Genomic DNA, 20570 nt, shown 5'->3' with positions numbered 1-20570 from the left:
ACTCGAGTTTACCCGCTTTCGCTACAGCGTTATCAGGTACACTGTGACGTCGTCCACCTCGTCGACCGTGACGGTCACGGATTGCCCATCCGGCTCGAGGATGTCGGTTACCGCCGCTTCCGGATCGGGGGCGAGTTCGCTCGGGAACGCAAGTTCGACGGTTCCCTCGGCAACGGGGTCGTGACGCTCGGTTGTCGCCTGCACGACGTCGCCGTCTTCGAAGTGGACCGTCATCGCGACTGCTGGCCTGTCCTCGACGCTCGAGTCTGCTGAAACGGAGACGACCTGCAGGCCGTCACTTCGTTCGAACGCGCGGGTGTCCTCGGTCGGAACGTCGACGCCGCGTTCGTCGACGAGGAACGTCTCGAGTCGGTCGACGTACTCAGACTCGAGCGCCCGCTCTGCGAGCGCGTTCGCTTCGTTGTCGTCGAGTTCCATCAGTTGCTGTGAGCGATCGTCCATGCCGTCCACAACGTCGACCTGAGGGAAAAGAAGTGATGGCGTACCGGTGGCGAACCCACTGGTGCACTCGCCATCGCGACGCCGTTCGCACTCACGATAGTATCAACTGAAACGGATCACACACTGATCGCCGAACTGCCTAGCGATTAGGTGTGCACTGACTTACAGTGGCTGCTAGAGGTGTGCGGGGTATGTCGATACGATACCGATTAGTGGCCGTTCACCGTAGGGACCGGTATGTCCAGAGGTATCGGGGAGTTCGAACCCATACAGGAACTCGTTCCGGAGTGGGCGGCCGTCCTCGTTGCACTCGTTACACAACTCGGCGATGTCTGGTTTCTCGCCATACTCGTGGGCACATTGTACTGGCTGTCCGCGGACAACCGCGAAGACAGCGCGATTATCATCGGCCTTACGATAGCCGGACTGTCGGTGATTACGGCGCTGAAACACGTCTTTGCACTCCCACGGCCCGGGCAGCCGCTCGTGGCGCTCGAGGCGCTTCCCGGCCTGATCCAGCCGGTGTACGAGGGGACGGCGATGGCCAGTGGCTACGGCTTCCCGAGCGGGCACGCGCTCATGACGACCATCGTCTACGTCAGTCTCGCCCGCCGACTGTCGATCGGAACGTCGCGTCAGCGACTGATCGGTGCCACAGCGATCATCACGCTCGTCGGCCTCTCGCGCGTCGCACTCGGCGTTCACTATCTGGTCGATATCGTCGTCGGAATCGCCGTCGGATTGGCGTTCCTCGCGCTTCTCGAGTGGGTGTTCACTCGAGTCGAGAACGGACACGCAACCATCACGTTCTCCGTGTCAATCGTCTCGAGTGGACTCGCAGTCGTTGCCAGCAGCGCCGATCCAGACGCCGTCTTGTTACTCGGAGCCGCACTCGGAACGTTCGGGGGATGGCAACTGATCAGTTTCGGACGGGCCCTCGCAGTTGCAGAGCAACCGACCACTGCAGTTCGTCCACTCGTACTCACCGGCGGACTCGCAGCCTGTGCGTTCGCACTATTGGCGAGTGCACTTGAGGTATTCCACCCGCTTTCGGTGCCTGCTATCGGCGCTGCACTCGGAATCGCCTGTGGTATATTCGTGACAATTCCCGTCTTGCGTCGCTCCGAACGGGCGACTCGAGTCTGGCGGGCACTCGTCTTTTGGGTAACGATGGCCGGACTCGGCATCCGATATCTGCTTCGACCGACGACGTGGCGGCGAGGGTACGCTGGCGGGCAAGAGTACGCCGGTCGGGCCCGACGGTGGATTCGAGCACGGGTATCCGAGTAATCGTGGACCGTCGGTCAACTCGTATCCGAGCGTTCCCGCGCGCTTATCACGACTCAGGAGAACGCTCGAGTATGAACGCCGATCCCCGGATTCGGATCGCACGACCGGCGGACGCGAACGATGTCCGTGACATCTACGCACCATTTTGTGAATCCTCACCAGTCACCTTTGAGGAGACCCCACCGACCGAAGCTGAGATGGCCGAGCGCATCGAGTCGACCCTCGAGACCTACCCCTGGCTCGTCTGTGAACTCGAGGAGGACGTCGTCGGTTACGCCTACGCGAGTCGACTGCGAAAGCGCCGAGCGTACCAGTGGACGGTAGAACTCTCGGTGTACGTCGACGAATCGACGCGGCGGACGGGCGTCGGTCGAGCGCTCTACGAGTCTCTGTTCGCGGTGCTCGAGCGCCAAGGCGTCTGCGACGCGTACGCGGTGACGACGGTTCCGAACCCCGAGACGGAACGCTTCCACGAGCGACTGGACTTCGATCGCGTCGTCGATTTCCCCGCGATGGGCTACATCGAAGACGAGTGGTACGACGTCGCCTGGTGGCGTCGACAACTCACTGAAAAGGCCGACGAACCGACGCCGATCCGACCGTTCTCGTCCGTTCGCGAATCCGACGATGGGCGGTCGCTGGTCCGAGCGGGTGAGCGCGTCCTCGAGGAAGACGCACATGCGAGCGAGTGAGTGACAGAGTAGACCGTGAGTTGGTGGGAGGAAAATCACGAGGCGAACGTCGGGACGTCGGTGTCAGTGAGGAGCAGTTCAACGACATCTCCACATCTCATCGGACAGGCGGTTTATGTCTCTCTGAACAATTATCGTGCCGGTTGAACCCCTCTTTTTGAAAAGTGTTCAACAAAGGTGGACAAGTGATATTTATCTACTCGTCGTCCATGCGATATGTCCCTCGGCATGCTCGTGGAACGATCGGTGTCGCTACTCGGATACCCGCCTCCAACACACGAACTGCTCAATCGCTACGCCGAGTCGGTTACACTCGATATCGCCCCGTCGGCACGAATCTCGATGGGGTGTCTACTCCGCGGAGAAGTCACACTCGAGCCACAGACGCGCCTGAGCAGAGGGTGTGTACTCGGGGGCGACGTCACCGTCAAAAAGCGGACGAACCTCGAGCCGAATTGCGATCTCATTGGAGACGTCGAGATCGGGAAGTACTGTGCGATAGCCAGGGAGTCGACGTTTCAACAGACGAACCACCGGATGAGTCAGCCGTCGATGCAGATTCGATTCTACGACGAGGTTCTCGACAGCGACTTACCCCCGACCGCGGAGGGCCCGATCACGGTCGGAAACGACGTCTGGATCGGCACCGGAGCGACGATACTCTCCGGCGTTACGGTCGGCGACGGCGCGGTCATTGGCGCTGGATCGGTCGTCACCAGCGACGTGGAACCGTACGCCGTCGTCGCTGGCGTTCCAGCCGAACGCATCAACTGGCGATTCCCGGACGGAGTCAGAGAGGCGCTTCTCGCCCTCGAGTGGTGGGAGTGGGACGAGGAGACGATGCGTGCCAATCGCGAGTTCTTCGAACGCGAACTCAACGCACTCGAAGACATTCCACGATCTATCGTCGAGAAACACGGCGCTCTCGACGCGGAGACTCGCCCCACCTCGGCGCTCGAGTGACGCAGTTCGAGAAACGATCGGGCGTCTATCGGGTTCGAACCTGGACCATCGTCTCTTTTATCTCGGCGGACAGAGGCACCGATATGACTGTCTCGAACTGGCACACCTATCTCGTGACCGACGCGTCGCTCTCGGAGGGGCGGACAACCCTCGAGATCGTTCGCGCGGCGATCGACGGCGGCGTCGACGCGATTCAACTCCGCGAAAAGGGCACCGACGCTCGATTCCGATACGAACTTGGGCGAGAACTTCGCGAACTGACTGCCGAGGCGGGCGTGGACCTGATCATCAACGACCGGGTCGACATCGCACGGGCGATCGACGCCGACGGCGTCCACGTCGGCCAATCGGACCTCCCGGTCGCCGCCGTCCGCAATCTTCTCGGTCCCGACGCCGTCGTCGGCTGCTCGACCTCGACGCTCGAGGAGGCCCGGCAAGCCGAGGCAGCCGGTGCGGACTACCTCGGGGTCGGGACGATCTACGGCACGACCTCGAAGGACGTCGCCGCCGAGAAGGACGGCGTCGGCCCCGAGCGAGTCGCCGACATTGTGGCCAGCGTCTCGATTCCCGTCGTCGGAATCGGCGGAATCACGGCCGAAAACGCCGGCCCCGTCGTCGAGTCGGGGGCCACCGGGGTCGCCGTCATCTCCGAAATTACGGCCGCCACGGATCCGGCGGCAGCGACGGCCGCACTCGCTGAAGCGGTCGAAACGGCGAAGACAGTCGAGGACTGAATGTGATTCGATGACTAGCACACTTCCCTCGAGCGTCACCGAGGCCGAACTCGGCGACTCGCTGCGAGCGATCGACGAAACCTCACCGCTCGTCCAGCACCTCACGAACGACGTGACGATGAACGACGTCGCGAACCTCACCCTTCACTGGAACGCGCTCCCGGTGATGGCCGACTCGCCCGGCGACGCCGGCGAGATGGCCGCCGGTGCGGCCGCGATCCTCTTCAACACCGGCCAGGTACCCCAGGGGAAAGTCGAGGCGATGCACGATGCGGCGGAGACCGCAGCCGAACACGACATTCCGATCGTCCTCGACCCCGTCGGCGTCGGCTCGACCCCGACTCGAGGCGAGGTCGCCGAGTCGCTCCTCGAGACCGTCGGCTTCTCAGTCATCAAGGGCAACTACGGCGAGATCAGCGCGCTCGCGGGCGTCGACGCCGAGGTGCGAGGTGTCGAATCGGTCGGCGAGTACGACGAGATCGAGACGGCGGCGCAGTCACTCGCCGAGTCGACCGACACGACGGTCGTCGCCAGCGGCGTCGAAGACGTCGTCGCGACCGCAGACGGGGCGATCAGACTCAGCGCCGGCCACGAGATGCTCGCGGCGGTCGTCGGCACCGGGTGTATGCTCGGCGCGACCGTCGCCGTCTTCCGGGGCGCACTCGAGGATCCGACGACTGCCGCCATCCACGCGACGCTTGCCTTCGGAATCGCGGGCGAGCGAGCCGCTGAACGCGAGTACGCCGGACCGGCGAGTTATCGAACGAATTTTCACGACACGGTCGCCGGATTGGCGGCCGACGGGGTCGCTGACCGCTCGCTCGAGGGTCGGATCGAACGCCTCGAGTGAGACACCGAGAGAGCCGGCACATACCGGCGGTTCATCATCCGGGTGTACCAGCGTGACCTTCAGGTGTGAAACTGTTTTATCGTCGACGAGCGAATCGGATCGTATGTCACGAGCCACCCTCGAGCACGCTGCGTCGACACTCGAAGAAGCAGCCGACGCTGCGTCGGGCGAGGATACGAAAGAACGCCTCGAAAACCAATCGTCACAGTTCGAAACGCTCGCCGACGCCGACCGAGGACCGGATCACGGCAAACTCGCGCGTCACGAACACGTACTCACCGAGATTGCGGACGAAGAAGGCGGCGCCGTCGCGAACCTGATCGCGGAGGCACTCGAGTCGATTCACGCGTATCGAGAGACGCTCGAGGGCGTCTGAGTCGTATCGATTCCTCAGCAGACCGGCTTCGGATTCGCACCCAGTGCTTCCATATTTTCGACGTACTCGCCGTAGGCGGCCTCGATTGCACCCGTCGCGGCCTCGAGTGCGCGCTCGCGATCTGACTCGTCGTCGCAGACGGACTCGACGAGGGCCTGTGCGCGCTCGAGTTGGTCGTCCAGATCGGCTCCGAACTCGCGGAAGACGCTCGCCGTCTGCGGGTCCGCGTCGCCGACGAAGTAGCCGACGACCTGTTCTTTCGAGCGTTTGCTCGCGACGATGCGGCCGATCAAGCCGCCGACGCGCTCGACCGGTGACTCGAGGCCGCGGAGGTACTCGTGGAGGGCAGGGAGTTCTTCCGGGTCGTAGTCTTCGGTGCCGAGGTGGGAGCGGACGGTTTCGTAGTGCTCTCGCTCTTCCGTCGCCGTGGTTTCGAAAGCCTCCCGAGTATCGTCGGCCGCATCCTCGGCCCACCCGCTGAACGTCTGCCAGGCCGCGTATTCGGCGTCCGCTGTCGCACGGAGAACCGGTTCGGTGTCGATGTCGCCGCCGGTCTCGGCGTAGAGGGATTTCGAGGAACCGAGTCGGGAGAGGGCGGTCTGGTTTTCTTCACGGACGGTATCGACGAACGCGCCAGCGTCGGTCATAGCAGGAACTTCGCTCGCCCGCGAGTTAGATGTGTCGCGACCGCGCTTACTCGAGTCCCCCTCGTCTGACCACAGTCACTCGGTTTCACGGGGAGGGTAGGGAGCCCATTCGAGTCGATAAGCAGCCGTTACTCACGAAGCTGAGACTCTAGAGCAGTCATAACAATCATCGGTAGCGAACAGTCTTCGATTGGAATGAAACGACGAGCATACCTCGCGACAGCGGCGGCGGTCACCGTCGCCGGCTGTTCCGCCCTGACCGACTCCGGAAGCGACGACGATGACGCCAACGGTGACGACAACGGGTCCTCCGATCCCGTGGACGAACAACCGGGTGCGTTCGACGACTTCGAAGACCTCGACAAGTGGACGGTCGAAGAAGGATCGCTCAGCGCCGACGAAGATCGCGTCTACTCCGGCTCCCAGTCCGCCCGGATGGAATCCGACGGCGACGGCGAACGCGTCATGATCAAGCGGGAGTTCGACACCCCGCGGGACCTCTCCACCGAGTTCCCCGCGCTGGCGTTCGCGAGCGATCACGACGTCAACCCGACGATCCAGTTGACGGACACCGACGGCGACCGACTGTTCCTCCAGTGTAGCGTCCGCGAAGCGGGACCGTTCGCCCGCCACAACCTCGGCGTCGTCGACACCGACGGCGACCCGGACCTGAGTTCGATCGACCACACGAAAATCTCCGTCTGGGCCGGCGACCGCGAACTGTCCCTATGGTGTGACGACTACCACTTCGTCGAGCGTCCGGAGACGGGAGCCGTCATGGTCCAGTTCCCCGAGGCTTACGACGACGTCGCCAGCGAAGCTGCCCCGCTGCTCGCCGAGTACGACGTGCCCGGAACCGTGTTCGTCGCCACCGACTACGTCGGCGGCGAAGATCGACTCTCACAGGACGACCTCGAGAGCCTCCAGGACGACGGCTGGACTATCGCGAGCGCCGGCGCGACGGGAACCAACCTCACCCAACACGACGAGAGTGGGCAGGAAGACGAACTCGCCAGCGCGGCCGAGTGGCTCGAGGACAACGGCTTCGACGCCGGCTACTACTCCTACGGCCTCAACCGCTACGACGAGAGCGCCGTCGAACTCGCCGAAGAGTACTCCGACGTGGCGTTCACGAGTAGCTACACGGGCCACGGCCACCTCAGCAACCCACACCTCGCCCCGCGCACGACCAACCCAGAGGGCGACGACGTCGAGCAACTGCTCGAGTGGGCCGCCGAGCAGCGCCTGATCGCCACGCTCTCCTACCGAAACGTGGGCGACTCCGTCGACGACATCGAAGACGCCCTCTCGGCGATCGACGACGCCGACGTCGACGTCATCACGCCCGCCGACCTCGAGTCGGAGTACCTCGACTGAGACGTCTGTCCCTCGACTAGCGTCGCTCCCACCGCGGTGTGGACCGTTCTTTTATGGCCGATCGAACGGACCCGAATAGCTCGAGGTGTGGCTAGCGACCGTTCAAAAAGCGGATAATACGGGCCAGTTAGGAGAGCGATGTCGTGTTATTCGCCTTTCTCGATCGGCGCGTTGACCAAGTTACCCCACTCGGTCCACGAACCGTCGTAGTTGACGGTGTCCTCGTAGCCGAGCAGTTCGTGCAGTGCGAACCACGCGACCGACGAGCGCTCGCCGATTCGGCAGTACGCGACGGTCGTCTCGTCGCCGTCGATATCCTCCTCGGCGTAGAGGTCCTCGAGTTCGTCGTAGTCCTTGAACGTGCCGTCGTCGTTCGTCACGGCCGCCCACGAGATATTCTTCGCGCCAGGAATGTGGCCGCCGCGCTGGGCGGTCTCCTGGAGCCCCGGCGGGGCGAGGATCTCGCCGCTGAACTCCTCTGGCGAGCGAACGTCGACCAGCGGAACGCCGCGATCGATCGCGTTTTCGACGTCCTCGCGGTAGGCGCGGATGCTCTCGCGTGGACCCGCGGCGTCGTACTCGGTCTCCGAGAAGTCAGGCTCCTCGTCCGTCGTCGGATAATCGTTCTCGAGCCAGTACTCTCGGCCGCCGTCGAGCAGGGAGACGTCCTCGTGGCCGTAGTACTTGAACTGCCAGTAGGTGTAGGCGGCGAACCAGTTGGAGTTGTCACCGTAGAGGACGACGGTCGAGTCCTCGCTGATGCCGTGGGAGCCGAGTAAGTCCTCGAAGTCCTCCTTCGTCAGGATATCACGCGTGGTCTGATCTTGCAACTGGGTCTCCCAGTTGAACCCGATCGCGCCCGGCGCGTGTTCGTCCTCGTAGGCCTCCGTGTCGACGTCGACCTCGACGAGTCGCAGGTCGGAATCGTCGTCCTGGAACTCCTCGAGTCGGTCGTCGACCCACTCAGCCGTGACGAGTACGTCGTTGGCGTATTCTGTTGCCATACTCGAAACGTAGGCTGGGAGGGTCATAGGGCCTCTCGAAGCGGACAATTCGGACGGCGGTCGATCGTAACGGTGACTGTTGCCGCTATCTCGAACGGCCGAATTCGTGCCGATCCGCCGGCGCATTCCCGGACGGTCAGTTATAGCCCCGGCCGTCAACTGACGGGATGGGCGAATCGGAAAATCGGCATGTACTCACAATTATTGCCGTCACCTCGGTACTCAGGGGAATGGTGTCGGAATCGGAGTGTTCTCGGAGGTAAGTCGGCAACCACCAGCCAATGGACGATACCTTCGTCGTCGGCCCCGAGTGGCTCGCAGATCGACTCGAGGATCCTCACCTCAGCGTCGTCGACGTTCGAGATCCCTGGGAGTACGATGGCATCGGACACGTTCCGAGTGCCGTGAACGTCCCGTTCGAACGTTACCGAGACGAATCCGACGTCGATCGCGGAACGCTCCCTGGCGCCGACGCGTTCGCGACGCTGCTCTCCGAGGCTGGAATCTCGCCCGAGGACACGATCGTCGCCTACGACGACACCCACGGTGTGTTCGCGGCTCGATTCGTCCTGACCGCCCTCGAGTACGGCCACGACGACGTGCGCTTGCTCGACGGCGACTACAGCGCGTGGAACCTCGAGTACGAAACCGAAAGCGAAGCGCCAGACATCGAGCCGACCGAGTACGAACCGACCCCGCTCTCGCGCGAGGAGAGTCCACTGATCGGTCTCGAGGACGTCGAAGACGCCCTCGAACGCGACGCGCTCTTCGTCGACACTCGAGAGCAAGCCGAGTTCGAAGAAGCCCGACTGCCCGGTGCGCTCAGATTCAACTGGCGCGAAGTCGTCGACGACGAGACGCGCCGGCTGAAATCGGAGACCGAACTCGAGGACTTACTCGAGTCCTCCGGCATCACGCGCGGGCGCGAAATCATCCTCTATTGCAACACGGCCCGACGGATCAGCCACACCTACGTCGTCCTCCGCGCGCTGGGCTACGATGACGTCAGCTTCTACGAGGGGAGTTTGACGGAGTGGCTGGCGAACGACGGCGCTGTCGAAACCGGGACGGCCGACTAACGCACGTCTCGCCAGTCCGGCGCGCTCGAGAACTGACTCGAGGAGAGGTCGTCGAACGCCGCGTACACCACTTCCGAGAGCGCCGGGTGGACGTGCACCGAGTCGGCGACGTCGTCGACGGTTCCGTCGCCGGCGTCCATCGCGACGACGACCTCCTGAATCAGCGTCGACGCGTCCGGGCCGACGATGTGACAGCCCAGAATCTCGCCCGCTGGACTCGCGAGCACCTTGACGAAGCCCTCTGCCTCGCGGATCAGTCCCAGCGGCGCGGCGTCGAAGGAGACCCTCGCCGACTCGTACTCGGTTCCCGACTCCTCGAGTTCCCCCGTCGTCTGGCCGACGCTCGCAACCTGTGGCGCGGTGAAAATCGCGTGGGGCATGGCGGTGTAATCGACGGTCCGGCCGCCTTCGACCGACGCCGAACCCGTCTCGCCGTCCTCGCGCACGGTAGCACCGTCTCCAAGCACGTTCGCCGTGACGATTCTCGTCTCGTAGTCCGCCGCGTGCTTGTAGGGTTCCTCGCCGACGATATCGCCGAGCGCCCAGATATCGTCCGCGGTGGTCTCGAGACGGTCGTCCGTCTCGACGTAGCCCTCGTCGTCCATTTCGACGTCCGTGTTCTCGAGGTTCAGCGTGTCCGTGTTCGGTCGGCGGCCGGTCGCGAGCAGGAGGTCGTCGGCCGCGAGTTCGATCGATTCGCCGCCGTCGTCGTCGCTGTCATCGCCGCCGTCGCCGCCGGCAGGGACGGCAGTGACGACCGGTTGTCCGTCCCGCTGGTCGACCTCGTTCGCCTCGTAGCCGGCGTACACCGCACAGTAGTCCTCGAGTGACTCGGTGACGAACTCGCTGACATCGTCGTCCTCGCGCGGGACCAGCGTCTCGCTGCGACCGATCATCGACACCTCCGTGCCGAGCGCACCGAAGAAGTACCCCAGTTCGGCACCGATGTAGCCGCCGCCGACGATCACGAGCGAGTCGGGTCGGTCGTCCAGAAAGAGCGCGTCCTCGCTCGTGAGGAAATCCATCTCGTCGAGGCCGTCGATCGGTGGCACCATCGGTCGACTACCGACCGCGAGGACGATCGTCTCGCTGTGAATTTCGATCGTCTCGCCTGCAGAATCCGCGGCGTCGGCGTCCTCGTTCAACGCGACCTCGAGCGTTCGGTCGTCGACGAAGCGACCCTCGCCGCGGTAGCGCGTCACGTTTTCGGCGTCCTCGAGGCTCGCTTCCTGTCGATCCGCCTTCTCGTAGACCGTCTCGTGAATCGCGTCCGTAATCGCGCCGTAGTCGATCCCCCCGACTTCGGCTGGAATGCCAAACGCCTCGGCGTGTCGAATCTCCTCGAGCAAGTCTGCTCGATGAATCAGTGCCTTCGACGGCACGCAACCCCGAGTGATACAGGTACCCCCGAGCGGGCCGGGTTCGACAACGGCCGCCTCGAGGCCCGTTTCGGCCGCTGCCGTCGCGACCTGACTGCCCGAGCCCCCGCCGACGACGACGATATCGTACTCGTCCATACCACTATTTGTCCACGAACGGGTCCGTAAAACACGAGCGTGCGGTGGCCGGTCTCGAGCGTCTAGAGCCAGTCGTCTCCCGGATCGTCGTTCGTCGCTTCCCGGTAGGACTTGACAGCCTCCGCGAGGTTCTCGAGGGCCGTTTCGGGCGTCGGCCCCTGGCTCGAGACGCCCGTCACCTCGTCGTCGGCGATGTGCAAGCCGTGGTCGTTCTCGCGCATCGTGACTTCCGCATCCTCGAGTCCCTCGTAGCTCGAGGGGTCGATATCTGCGTCGTTACTCATAGGAAGGCGTTGGTCTGGACGGCTGAAATACGCATCGACGACAGTGCGCCTGTGTCAGCAGAGACACTGCTCACAAATATTTGCGACTGTGAACACATATTAGTCTCGAGTGCGTACGACGACTATGACCGATTTCGATCCAGTGCCGGATCAAGATGCCGTCGACGAGGTCCGCGACCGGTGGCGCGAGCGAACGGATACGTTTGACCGCGTCTACGATACTGTGCTCGGGGTGACGGAGTCGACGTCGTACGCCGAAATCGCGTCGATCGCCGCGTGTTCGCCGAACGCGGCGAAAAAACACCTCGATCGACTCGCCGAAATGGGCATCGTGCGCGCGGACCACGACGTCCAACCCGCCCAGTACCAGCGCAACGACAGCTATCTCGAGTGGCAAGAAGCAAATCGGTTGGCCGAGGATCGGCCAGTCGACGAACTTATCGACCGCGTCGGCGAGTTAGAGGCGCGTCGCGAGGAGTTCGTCGACCAGTTCGGAACGGACGACCCGTCGGCAGTCTCGGTCTTCGATCGCGCCGACCACGAGCGCGTCCACGAACGAATGGACCGACTCAGCGAGTGGCACGCACTGGAACGGGACATCCGCCTCTACGAACTCGCACGCCAGATTTCACAGAACGATGGACACCTCATTCCGGCCTAAATGACGGCTCCTGCAAGTGGGGACCAGCCGACGACCGGCCCACCCGACCGTCGGACGCTTCGATTGCTCGAGCGCCAGTTCTCGGCCGAACCCATCGTCGAGGAGACTGTGTTCGATCCAAATAGCGACGAACCTCGGGAGCTTCGTGTGCGCCTCAACGACGAGCAGTATCCGTCGGAGGTGACGGCGAGTAGGCTCGATTGTCGCTGGTTTACGACGGGGGATTTTTCGTTTCACTACGTCGAATCGATGGCGAGTGACGTACGATGGGAGTGTCGCTGGGATCGCCATCCGAACGCGCACGACGACAGGCTTCACTTCCACCAGCCGCCTGCTGGGAACGACACGACCGGCCTCGAGTTGCCGTCGTTGCACCCGAGAGACGTTCTGTCGGTCGTGTTGGCTGCCGTCGAAACACGAGTCGAACAGCGGTGGGACGAGTCGACGACGGCCGAGGAGTGACCGGACCCCGCTGTCGACCGTAGAAAAAGCCTTTAACACCGTCGCCCCGTAGTCGTGGCAAATGGTACTCGACGATCTCGGGAGTTCTCTGCGGGGTACCCTCGACAAACTCCGCGGGAAGTCACGACTCAGCGAGGAGGACATCGAGGAGATCGTCAAGGAGATTCAACGCTCCTTGCTTTCGGCCGACGTCGACGTCTCGCTCGTGATGGAGCTGTCGGACAACATCAAAGAGCGATCGCTCGAGGAAGAGCCACCGGCTGGCACGCCGGCGCGGGACTTCGTCCTCAGCATCGTCTACGAGGAACTGGTAGCCCTCATCGGCGAATCGACGGAGCTGCCCCTCGAGGAACAGACGATTCTCCTCGCCGGACTGCAGGGGTCGGGGAAGACGACCTCCGCGGCGAAGATGGCCTGGTGGTTCTCGACGAAGGGGCTCCGTCCCGCCGTGATCCAGACCGACACCTTCCGGCCCGGTGCGTACGATCAGGCAAAGGAGATGACCCAGCGCGCCGAGGTCGACTTCTACGGCAACCCTGACGCCGAGGATCCCGTCGAAATCGCTCGAAAGGGACTCGAGGAGACCAGCGAAGCCGACGTCCACATCGTGGACACGGCCGGTCGCCACGCGCTCGAGGACGATCTAATCGACGAGATCGAACAGATCGAAGGCGTCGTCGAACCAGACACCTCGTTGCTCGTCCTCGACGCGGCAATCGGGCAGGGTGCGAAGGACCAGGCCCAGCAGTTCGACGAGTCGATCGGTATCGACGGCGTCGTCATTACGAAACTCGACGGTACTGCGAAGGGTGGTGGCGCGCTGACTGCGGTCGACCAGACCGATTCGTCGATCGCCTTCCTCGGGACCGGTGAAGAGGTCCAAGACATCGAGCGCTTCGAACCGGACGGCTTCATCTCCCGACTGCTCGGCATGGGCGACCTCGGACAGCTCACGGAGCGCGTCGAGCGCGCGATGCAACAGACCGAGATGGACGAGGAAGATTGGGAGCCAGAGGACATGCTTCAGGGTCAGTTCACCCTGAACGACATGCAAAAGCAGATGGAGGCCATGAACAACATGGGTCCCCTCGATCAGGTGATGGACATGATCCCCGGCTTCGGCGGCGGGATCAAAGACCAGTTGCCCGACGACGCGATGGACGTCACCCAAGAGCGGATGCGAACCTTCAGCGTCATCATGGACTCGATGACCGACGCCGAAAAGGAGTATCCGAAGGCCATCGGCGCGAACCAGATCGAACGCATCGCCCGCGGGTCGGGCACCGAGGAGGAGAAGGTCCGGGAGTTACTCCAGCAGTACAAGATGATGGAAAAGACCATCAAGCAGTTCCAGGGCATGGGCTCCGAACAGGAGATGCAGCGGATGATGAAGCAGATGCAAGGCGGCGGTGGCGGCGGTGGTGGCATGGGCGGAATGGGGCCGTTCGGCTAATCGAAAGCGCACACGGCCCTTGGTATCGCACGTACCGATCGTTTTAGCCAGTACAATTCGAGCAAATTCGATCGTTTTTCTCGTCGAAACCGTTCGATTGGCACTAAGTCGAGGCGAGTAACTGACCTCACCGCGGGCACGAATCCCTGTTCGGAAGCGTTCGATTCAGCTCCGAACACTCGAGAAAGAATTAACTCCACGACAGAAATAGTGGAACAGTATGTCAGGTCGGTCAACGGTGGGTCGTGCCTCCCGAAATCGCCCGCTCGTCGTCGTGTTCGGATTATTGGTCGTGTTGCAGGTGTTGTTACTCCACAACTCGATTCAAGACGGCGGGATCGACCAGATTAGCATGGGGCTGGGAGGAGTCTACGCCGCGGTGGTGTTGCTCCTCGCGGCACTCTTCGAGGCGAGCATGACCCACGTGACCGGACTCGCGTTCACGGGTGGAATGACCGGTTTCGCCGCGGTCGCGTACGCGAGTGCCCCCGCCTCGCAGTATGCGGGTGCCGTCGTCATCTTCACCCTCGGCTCGCTGTACTGTGGCTGGCAGGGTTATCGAGCGAGAACGTCGTGCGTACACAGCCACTCCTGACTCGAGTCACACAGCGAGAAACTCAGGGATCGATCGGTCGCCCGTCTTCCGTCGGTGGGGCGATGTGGTCGACGTACTCCTCGAGCGTGGGTTCTTCGACGCGAACGCGGACGGCAATCTCGCCGAGTTCGTCCGGTTCACCGACCGAGAAATTGATCCGATCCTCGAATGCGGCCTGTTTCTTGAGTGCGAAGGAGAACGTGTCTCCCTCCCGGCTTCCGAAGAATTCGCCGCGTGCGGTGTCTAAGATTTCCTGTCGGTGGAGCAGTTCCGAGAAGTGATCCATCGAGTGTGCGCTGGCGCTAATCTCGCCGAATCCTTCCTCGAGATCGGCGTTGGGAAAGATGTTCACGATGGCATCGGTGACGCGACTCGTCACTTCGGTATCGTACACCGGGGCCGTGATCTCGACGTCGACGCGGTAGATATCGGTCATGAGTGGTGGGCCTCCGTATCGTGCGTCTGCTGGTGGATAATCCGCTCGATTCGGTCGTGATACGCCTCGAGCGAGTCGGTGTTGTCGATGACGACGTCGGCGCGAGCCATCGCGTCGTCCATCCCGAAACCGCGTTCGCGCTCGTCGCGAGTAGCGAGGGCTTCCCCGCCGTCGTCCTCGCCGAGGTCGCGACCGCGGGCGTCGATTCGCTCGGCACGAACCTCGAAGGGCGCTTCGATACTCACGAGCGTGAACGCGTCGCCGAACTCCGATTCGAAGACGTCGACTTCGGTATCCGAGCGAATGCCGTCGACCAGCACCGTCTCGTGATCCTCGAGTCGGTCGGCGATCATCGGCAGCGAGCGTTCGGCGATCGCTGCCGGGCCGTGTTCCTCGCGGAGTGCCTTCGCGACGCTACCGTGGTCTTTCGAGGGATCGAGCCCGCGATCGGCGGTTTCCTGTCTGACGACGTCGCCCATCGTCACCACCGGAATTCCGTTCTCGCGTGCGACGGTGGCTGCCTCGCCCTTCCCGCTGCCGGGGAGCCCCACCGTTCCGATGACGTGCATCGAGAGCATCTACCGCCGAGACGTGCATAAGCGCTGTGTTCGTCGCTTCGGCCGCGACCTTCCTCGCCGAGAACAACCGTTGTACGAGTAGCAAATGCGGAAAAAAGCCACTCCTCGAGTGCGCTCACGGACGATTTGCCGAGTACCACGTCGGGGTGGACACGGTGTGAGTTGCAAGCAGAATATCGGGGAGGGGCGTCCGCGAGGACGAATGAATTCTACAGCGCAAAACAACGCGTGAGTTCGCAACGGCGAGGTTATCTCGGGTTAACTGCGATAATTCATCCAAATTCGAGAGTATCAAATTCAACGGACGGTCCCCATTATTTGCCAATCGCTGGATGCTCCAGACGCGCGTTATGAAAGCACCAACCCTCGATCGACGTCGATTCACGAAAGCCCTCGGCGTCGGGATGATTGCGGCAGTTGCTGGCTGTATGGACGACGATGAAGAAGAAGAAGAGCCGGCTGACGATGGCGAACCCGATGCCGACGATGAAGACGGGATGGACGACGACGCGATGGACGACGAAGACGATGAGATGGACGACGAAGACGATGAGATGGATGATGATGACGACGAGATGGATGATGACGATGACCCAATGGACGACGACGATGACGAGGATGCGGATGCCGACGATGACGAAGACAACGGCATGGAAGACGACGAAGACGAGGATGCCGACGCGGATGCAGACGCCGATGACGAAGACGACGAAGGCGGCATGGGCGCAGAAGAAGACGATGGCATGAACGGTGACGAAGACGACGAAGACGACGAAGACGACGAAGACGACGAAGAGGGTCTATAAGCGGGCTGACCGAGGTCACGGCTATTGACTGTTTATTTTTCGCACGCGCACGTTCTCTCGAGCGACTGCGATCGGCTCGATCCGGACGAGAATCGTGTCGACGATACTCGAGTCTCTGGCCACGAGACGCGTGTAGCCACCCCTGCAGGTTCAATCCACACTGCTTATACCGATTGATCGTGGATTCGTACTCGAGGGCACGTAGCTCAGTCCGGAAAGAGCGTCGGACTTCTAATCCGACGGTCGTGGGTTCAAATCCCATCGTGCCCGTAAAGCCGCCGAGCACTGCGAGGCGTGCTGAACGCAGCACGCAGGGGATTTGAATCAGGGAGCAGCTTGCTGCGACCGTGGTTCATAATCCCATCGTGCCCGTTATCTGTGAACATTGTGAGCAGTAACGGCACAGGGATTTGAATCAGACCGAGCTTCTGCGCTTCGCGCAGGTTCTCGGGCATGGTTCATACTCCCATCGTGCCCGTGATTTTCCGGCGAACGCACGTGAGAATAAAATCCCGACCAGAGATAGGTGACTCGAGGAGCGCTTTTGCTGCGATTGTGAGGGCGATGTATCGCTTCGTGTCCGGAAGTATCGTGAGGAGTGGCGGACGCTCGCTGGTCTCCACTTGATCGACAGAAAACGGAGGTGCTACTCAAAACAGTGGCACGCTCAACCAATCGAAATAGTGAGTGGAGCGTCCTATGCATTACTAGTTAGGTGTCTAGCTTACCATGTTGAGGACGAAGTAATTCATGGCGGGGTGGAAAACTGTCTTGACAGTCTGTCCGACCTGGGGCATCCGACGATCCCGCCATTGGTTGAGATCCGGGCCAATATGACCTCACATCATTGGCACCAGCTCTCGACCAATCCATCCGATTCACCCACCAGCGGATGAGGCACTGATGTCGGTTCATTCCCGGCATTCTCTACACCACCGATTCCCGTTCATTACCCCCTGTCACTACCTGATGAACAGGAAACGGTGGTTTCCAGAACGGTATCGGAATTCCGGAGACCGCTCTCCGTTGCTTATCTGCTCCCCTTCGCTGGATCTCGTATGGGCAAAACACACCCTACAGACCGAGATACACTCAGAGAATTCGAACACGAGTGGTCTCCGTATCACAGAGTACTCCGCCAGCAGTACAAACCTCACCTCGAGTGCCTCTTTGGGCAGGTACGAAATTTCGCGGATGCTGGCGGCATTCAAAATAGTACGGACCCGATGAACGCGCACCTCATTTCAATCATGCTCGCCCAGGAGTGTTGGATTGTTGCGCTCGAGGAAGGGGTGAGTGCGGTAGAAGAGCAGGTGAATACGACTCCAGCGTAACGCGACCCTCGGTTTTCACGAGTAGTAGCTGTTCGTCAGAGAGTTTATTACTGAATCCGAGGCCAACCGTGGGTGTCATGCGCCATCCACAAGATGATCTGTTAATCGTCTATGCCCTCGTTTCACTTGCTCAGGAGTATAGGGGCACTCTGAAAGAGGAGTGGGCTCTGGAGTTGGCAGCCGAGATTGCGGATCGGCACGGACTCACAGTGAGTGATGCAATTCGTCAACTCGAGTAGCTGTGGTTGAAATCGAGGTCACAAATTCACCACCGCTTCTACTGCACAACTCACGTACTGGCACAGCAGAAAAAGGTGGAAATTTATTTTATCACTGTTCCAGATTCAATAGGAGAATCGCTTAACGTCTAAGCAAGGTCGAACACCACATAGAAGCCCAGCCAAAACAGCTATTTGTATAAAATATAATATTGGATACATGATGAAAATCGATTATGTCACTCTTGTCATCCTTATTCTGGCTGTTATCGTAGTCTCCATACCACTTTTGCTCACACTAATTCCGCTGGTATTTTTACTATGGCTATCGGGTTTGATAAGTAAAGTAGGGAATGTCAATATTAACTCATATTTCGGAAGTGTTTTGGATAATCTTCAGTTGGAGGGGGTACGATCTGATATTGTTCAAGCTGTCTCAAATGATGCAGTCAAATGGGATGTGGATAGTGTAGATCAAGAGCTTAGAGAAATAAAATCAGAAGGTGAAAGACAGCATGAACATGGCGAGCTTCTTTTCACCTTTGTAATCGGTATTTTGGTCATATTTGCTGGTACAATGAATATCTCTGTGCTAAGCAGTACCTTCCATGGATGGGGTATAGAGGCACTCTTGTTGTTGTTACCATTCTTTGTTTTGGTTAGGGTTGCTCTCTTGAACCGAATTGCATACTCTGGAGTCGGCGAAGTGAAAACAGGTGATTTAGATGTCGCTGTGAAATGGCAGAAGATTGTTTGCAATAAGGTATTAGTAATTCCTCTGCTCTTTGGTATGGCTTTAATTAGAAAGATATTCGGCGACAATAGATACACGAATGCAATGGATATGGCATCAGAGGTCGAATCTTTAGATGACTATATTAATTTATTAAAAGAGGAATTTTCTAAAAGGGCTCAGTGAATGTCTCCCGTTGGTCGCACGTTCAGAGAATCAACTTCTCAGACATGAACACGAGGGCGAGAAGCCTTCGTGAGAGACTTCGGCGTCTCATGGTATGGCTTAGACCAAGAGTCAAAGTATAGAGAGTTTTAAGATAATTGTATAACTAAAGCTCCTATGGGCAAATCTAATCGGGAAAGAATAACTGATCTCCAGTCGGTGTTTGAAGATTTAGAGACGAAATTTGAATCAGTAGACTCTAAATTGGAAGAGAACAAAGATTACTTGGACAAGATAGAAGAACACGAGTCCGAAGCAGCCAACTTTGCCGAAGAGTCGGAAGAGAATTCAAAAACGATTGAAGAGTTAAAGGATGATATTGAAGATTCCCGGGATGAAATTGAGGATATAGAACAGACGTTAGACGAGCTGTTAACGTCAACCGAGGTGAAGAAAGATGAAATTGATAAATTCTTTACCATGGTATTCGGGGAAGAGAATGAAGATGGAAACCGAACTGGCGGACTTAATAAACGGCTTGATACAAAAGAAGAAGAAATCGACCAATATATGGAAGATCAGAAGGATAGATTTGAAAATACGTACGAAAAAATAGAATCCTTGTTGCCTGGCGCAGCGAGTGTAGGACTCACAAAAGCCTTCGCAGATCAGAAGCAGAGGTATATTCGACCGCAAATAGTTTTTGTTTCCATATTTATCATCGGCATAGTGGGGTTTGTTTTAACAGCTGTTTGGGCATTAGATGATCCCAGTAGCGTGGAAGCAGCAGCATCTAATGTCATAGCGAGAATTCCATTCTTTATTGCCTTTGCTTGGTTGGCAGCATTCGGCTCAAGTGAATATCGGAAAAATAAGCGACTCATGGAAGAATATGCACATAAGGAAGTTTTGGCAAAGTCATACCAAGGATATAAGAAAGAGTTCACTGAGAAAGGCGATGAAACAGCATCTGAGAATCTTGATGAGTCACTGATTAATACCTTAGATGAAAACCCAAGCCGCATTTTAGGTACTAACTCTTCGAGTGATAGACCAAAACTCACAGATGTTCTAGAACGCTCAGAATAGTATTATCGATAGGTACGTTGTCTTATACAATAAGTTCCAATCAGCAAAAACCATTCACCGGCTTATTATTTCTATCTCTGACTCATCACTCCCTGGGGTTGCACGTCGACAAATCTCCTTCCCCGAATATGCACACGAGACCGAGAACGCCGTGTGCATATTGTGCGCCGATCGACCCGACGGGACCGTCGACCACTCGAGTTGACTGATAGAAGACCCCCGATTATCGACTATGGGCGCGAGTGAGTGAGCCAAAACACGAGGATTCGAGGGCCCGTGTGTACGGGCAAGGGAATCCGAACCGACGGCGACTATGCACACTGAATGGACGCTATTGAACGCGCACCCCGCTTCTACGACTTACCAAGACTCGAGCAGTGGTGAGCGCCTGCGACGACGTGGCCCACCTGAGTGCAGCCACACGCCAGGTCCTCGAGCGCGACGATCTCACCCTCGAGTAGCGCCGAGAGAGTGCCAAGACATTGAACACTCGAGGGGTATCAGTTTCCGTCGAACAATCGATTACCGTCGAGAAAAACGAATGCGGTCACCGAAGACAGGATAGTGTTGATTAGTGTTCGTCCCCGCAGTGATCACCACCGGCGTGTTTCTGAAACGGTGGTGAGTACGCGAGAAATCCATTTTATCCTGAACCCGTGATACGAAAGGCACGCTACCGCGTTGCGGCCCTGCTGATGTGGAGTTGAGAGGAGATTTGAACGAGCCGATGGTATCGTTCACATCTCATTGTGCTCTTCTTGTCGC

The 20570-nt window shown here is 59.5% G+C and carries 22 protein-coding genes, 1 tRNA gene and 1 pseudogene; 17 read left to right on the top strand and 7 right to left on the bottom strand.

Features of this window, described 5'->3' with window-relative positions; translation table 11 throughout:
- Window positions 1-21: 21 nt before the first annotated feature.
- Window positions 22-462: a hypothetical protein gene (locus BLW62_RS14485; protein ID WP_090507754.1), complete on the bottom strand. Its 441-nt coding sequence runs from the start codon at window positions 460-462 to the stop codon at window positions 22-24.
- A 237-nt stretch (window positions 463-699) separates the two neighbouring features.
- On the opposite strand from BLW62_RS14485, the gene BLW62_RS14480 reads away from it, so the two are divergent.
- The 6 genes from BLW62_RS14480 (at window position 700) to BLW62_RS14455 (ending at window position 5367) form a co-directional block, all read left to right on the top strand.
- Window positions 700-1752, top strand: a complete 1053-nt coding sequence (locus tag BLW62_RS14480) for a phosphatase PAP2 family protein (RefSeq protein ID WP_090507753.1) — start codon at window positions 700-702, stop codon at window positions 1750-1752.
- Between the two features lie 71 nt (window positions 1753-1823).
- Window positions 1824-2444, top strand: a complete 621-nt coding sequence (locus tag BLW62_RS14475; protein ID WP_090507752.1) for a GNAT family N-acetyltransferase — start codon at window positions 1824-1826, stop codon at window positions 2442-2444.
- Between the two features lie 216 nt (window positions 2445-2660).
- The gene (locus BLW62_RS14470; protein WP_090507751.1) at window positions 2661-3407 is read left to right on the top strand and encodes a CatB-related O-acetyltransferase; all 747 of its coding nucleotides are present in this window, start codon (window positions 2661-2663) and stop codon (window positions 3405-3407) included.
- Between the two features lie 83 nt (window positions 3408-3490).
- Entirely contained in the window at window positions 3491-4141 is a 651-nt protein-coding gene (gene thiE / locus BLW62_RS14465; RefSeq protein ID WP_090507880.1) for a thiamine phosphate synthase, read from the top strand.
- A 10-nt stretch (window positions 4142-4151) separates the two neighbouring features.
- A complete protein-coding gene (gene thiM / locus BLW62_RS14460; protein ID WP_090507750.1) occupies window positions 4152-4991 on the top strand; it encodes a hydroxyethylthiazole kinase in 840 nt (279 codons plus the stop codon).
- A gap of 103 nt (window positions 4992-5094) precedes the next feature.
- Window positions 5095-5367: a DUF7553 family protein gene (locus BLW62_RS14455; protein WP_090507749.1), complete on the top strand. Its 273-nt coding sequence runs from the start codon at window positions 5095-5097 to the stop codon at window positions 5365-5367.
- A gap of 14 nt (window positions 5368-5381) precedes the next feature.
- On the opposite strand, the gene BLW62_RS14450 is transcribed toward BLW62_RS14455, so the two are convergent.
- Entirely contained in the window at window positions 5382-6014 is a 633-nt protein-coding gene (locus tag BLW62_RS14450; RefSeq protein WP_090507748.1) for a rubrerythrin family protein, read from the bottom strand.
- 195 nt (window positions 6015-6209) lie between these two features.
- On the opposite strand from BLW62_RS14450, the gene BLW62_RS14445 reads away from it, so the two are divergent.
- A complete protein-coding gene (locus BLW62_RS14445; RefSeq protein WP_090507747.1) occupies window positions 6210-7391 on the top strand; it encodes a polysaccharide deacetylase family protein in 1182 nt (393 codons plus the stop codon).
- 146 nt (window positions 7392-7537) lie between these two features.
- Here BLW62_RS14445 and BLW62_RS14440 read toward each other — a convergent pair whose 3' ends face one another.
- The gene (locus BLW62_RS14440; RefSeq protein WP_090507879.1) at window positions 7538-8395 is read right to left on the bottom strand and encodes a sulfurtransferase; all 858 of its coding nucleotides are present in this window, start codon (window positions 8393-8395) and stop codon (window positions 7538-7540) included.
- A gap of 281 nt (window positions 8396-8676) precedes the next feature.
- On the opposite strand from BLW62_RS14440, the gene BLW62_RS14435 reads away from it, so the two are divergent.
- The gene (locus BLW62_RS14435; RefSeq protein WP_090507746.1) at window positions 8677-9474 is read left to right on the top strand and encodes a sulfurtransferase; all 798 of its coding nucleotides are present in this window, start codon (window positions 8677-8679) and stop codon (window positions 9472-9474) included.
- Here BLW62_RS14435 and BLW62_RS14430 read toward each other — a convergent pair.
- Together BLW62_RS14430 and BLW62_RS14425 are read right to left on the bottom strand one after the other, a co-directional pair.
- Entirely contained in the window at window positions 9471-10991 is a 1521-nt protein-coding gene (locus BLW62_RS14430; protein ID WP_090507745.1) for a dihydrolipoyl dehydrogenase, read from the bottom strand. The two genes, BLW62_RS14435 and BLW62_RS14430, sit on opposite strands and share 4 nt — an antisense overlap.
- Before the next feature lie 62 nt (window positions 10992-11053).
- Window positions 11054-11275, bottom strand: a complete 222-nt coding sequence (locus BLW62_RS14425) for a type II toxin-antitoxin system HicB family antitoxin (protein ID WP_090507744.1) — start codon at window positions 11273-11275, stop codon at window positions 11054-11056.
- Between the two features lie 124 nt (window positions 11276-11399).
- Between BLW62_RS14425 and BLW62_RS14420 the strand changes: the two genes are divergently transcribed.
- From BLW62_RS14420 to BLW62_RS14405, 4 genes are all read left to right on the top strand, one after another.
- Entirely contained in the window at window positions 11400-11936 is a 537-nt protein-coding gene (locus tag BLW62_RS14420; protein ID WP_090507743.1) for a DUF7342 family protein, read from the top strand.
- Complete coding sequence (locus BLW62_RS14415; RefSeq protein ID WP_090507742.1) at window positions 11937-12398, top strand: toxin-antitoxin system TumE family protein; 462 nt, start codon at window positions 11937-11939, stop codon at window positions 12396-12398. It begins immediately after the preceding gene.
- Between the two features lie 61 nt (window positions 12399-12459).
- Window positions 12460-13851 carry a signal recognition particle protein Srp54 gene (locus BLW62_RS14410; RefSeq protein ID WP_090507741.1) on the top strand — a complete coding sequence of 464 codons (1392 nt, stop codon included), beginning with the start codon at window positions 12460-12462 and terminating at the stop codon, window positions 13849-13851.
- 220 nt (window positions 13852-14071) lie between these two features.
- Window positions 14072-14446: a hypothetical protein gene (locus BLW62_RS14405; protein ID WP_139305418.1), complete on the top strand. Its 375-nt coding sequence runs from the start codon at window positions 14072-14074 to the stop codon at window positions 14444-14446.
- Between the two features lie 22 nt (window positions 14447-14468).
- Here the strand turns inward: BLW62_RS14405 and BLW62_RS14400 are convergent, their stop codons facing one another.
- Window positions 14469-14882: an RNA-binding domain-containing protein gene (locus BLW62_RS14400; protein ID WP_090507739.1), complete on the bottom strand. Its 414-nt coding sequence runs from the start codon at window positions 14880-14882 to the stop codon at window positions 14469-14471.
- On the bottom strand, window positions 14879-15451 hold the full coding sequence (locus BLW62_RS14395; RefSeq protein ID WP_090507878.1) for an AAA family ATPase: 573 nt from the start codon (window positions 15449-15451) through the stop codon (window positions 14879-14881). The genes BLW62_RS14400 and BLW62_RS14395 overlap by 4 nt, the downstream gene beginning before the upstream one ends.
- A gap of 359 nt (window positions 15452-15810) precedes the next feature.
- Here BLW62_RS14395 and BLW62_RS18780 point away from each other — a divergent pair, with 359 nt between their 5' ends.
- The 5 genes and pseudogenes from BLW62_RS18780 (at window position 15811) to BLW62_RS19030 (ending at window position 20380) form a co-directional block, all read left to right on the top strand.
- Complete coding sequence (locus BLW62_RS18780; RefSeq protein WP_175459761.1) at window positions 15811-16266, top strand: hypothetical protein; 456 nt, start codon at window positions 15811-15813, stop codon at window positions 16264-16266.
- Window positions 16267-16461: 195 nt separating this feature from the next.
- Window positions 16462-16536 (top strand) — tRNA-Arg (locus BLW62_RS14385).
- 1502 nt (window positions 16537-18038) lie between these two features.
- Window positions 18039-18737 (top strand): hypothetical protein, encoded by a 699-nt coding sequence (locus BLW62_RS14370; protein ID WP_090507736.1) that lies wholly within the window; start codon window positions 18039-18041, stop codon window positions 18735-18737.
- A gap of 156 nt (window positions 18738-18893) precedes the next feature.
- Window positions 18894-19805, top strand: coding sequence for a hypothetical protein (locus BLW62_RS14365; RefSeq protein WP_090507735.1), 912 nt, complete (start codon window positions 18894-18896; stop codon window positions 19803-19805).
- A 324-nt stretch (window positions 19806-20129) separates the two neighbouring features.
- Window positions 20130-20380, top strand: a pseudogene (locus tag BLW62_RS19030) (DUF7692 domain-containing protein).
- The last annotated feature ends 190 nt before the right edge of the window (window positions 20381-20570 follow it).

Origin of the sequence: Natronorubrum sediminis (genome assembly GCF_900108095.1) — an archaeon.
Lineage (GTDB): Archaea > Halobacteriota > Halobacteria > Halobacteriales > Natrialbaceae > Natronorubrum > Natronorubrum sediminis.
Note: the sequence above shows the minus strand (reverse complement) of the source record. Positions and strands in the feature narration are given on the sequence as shown.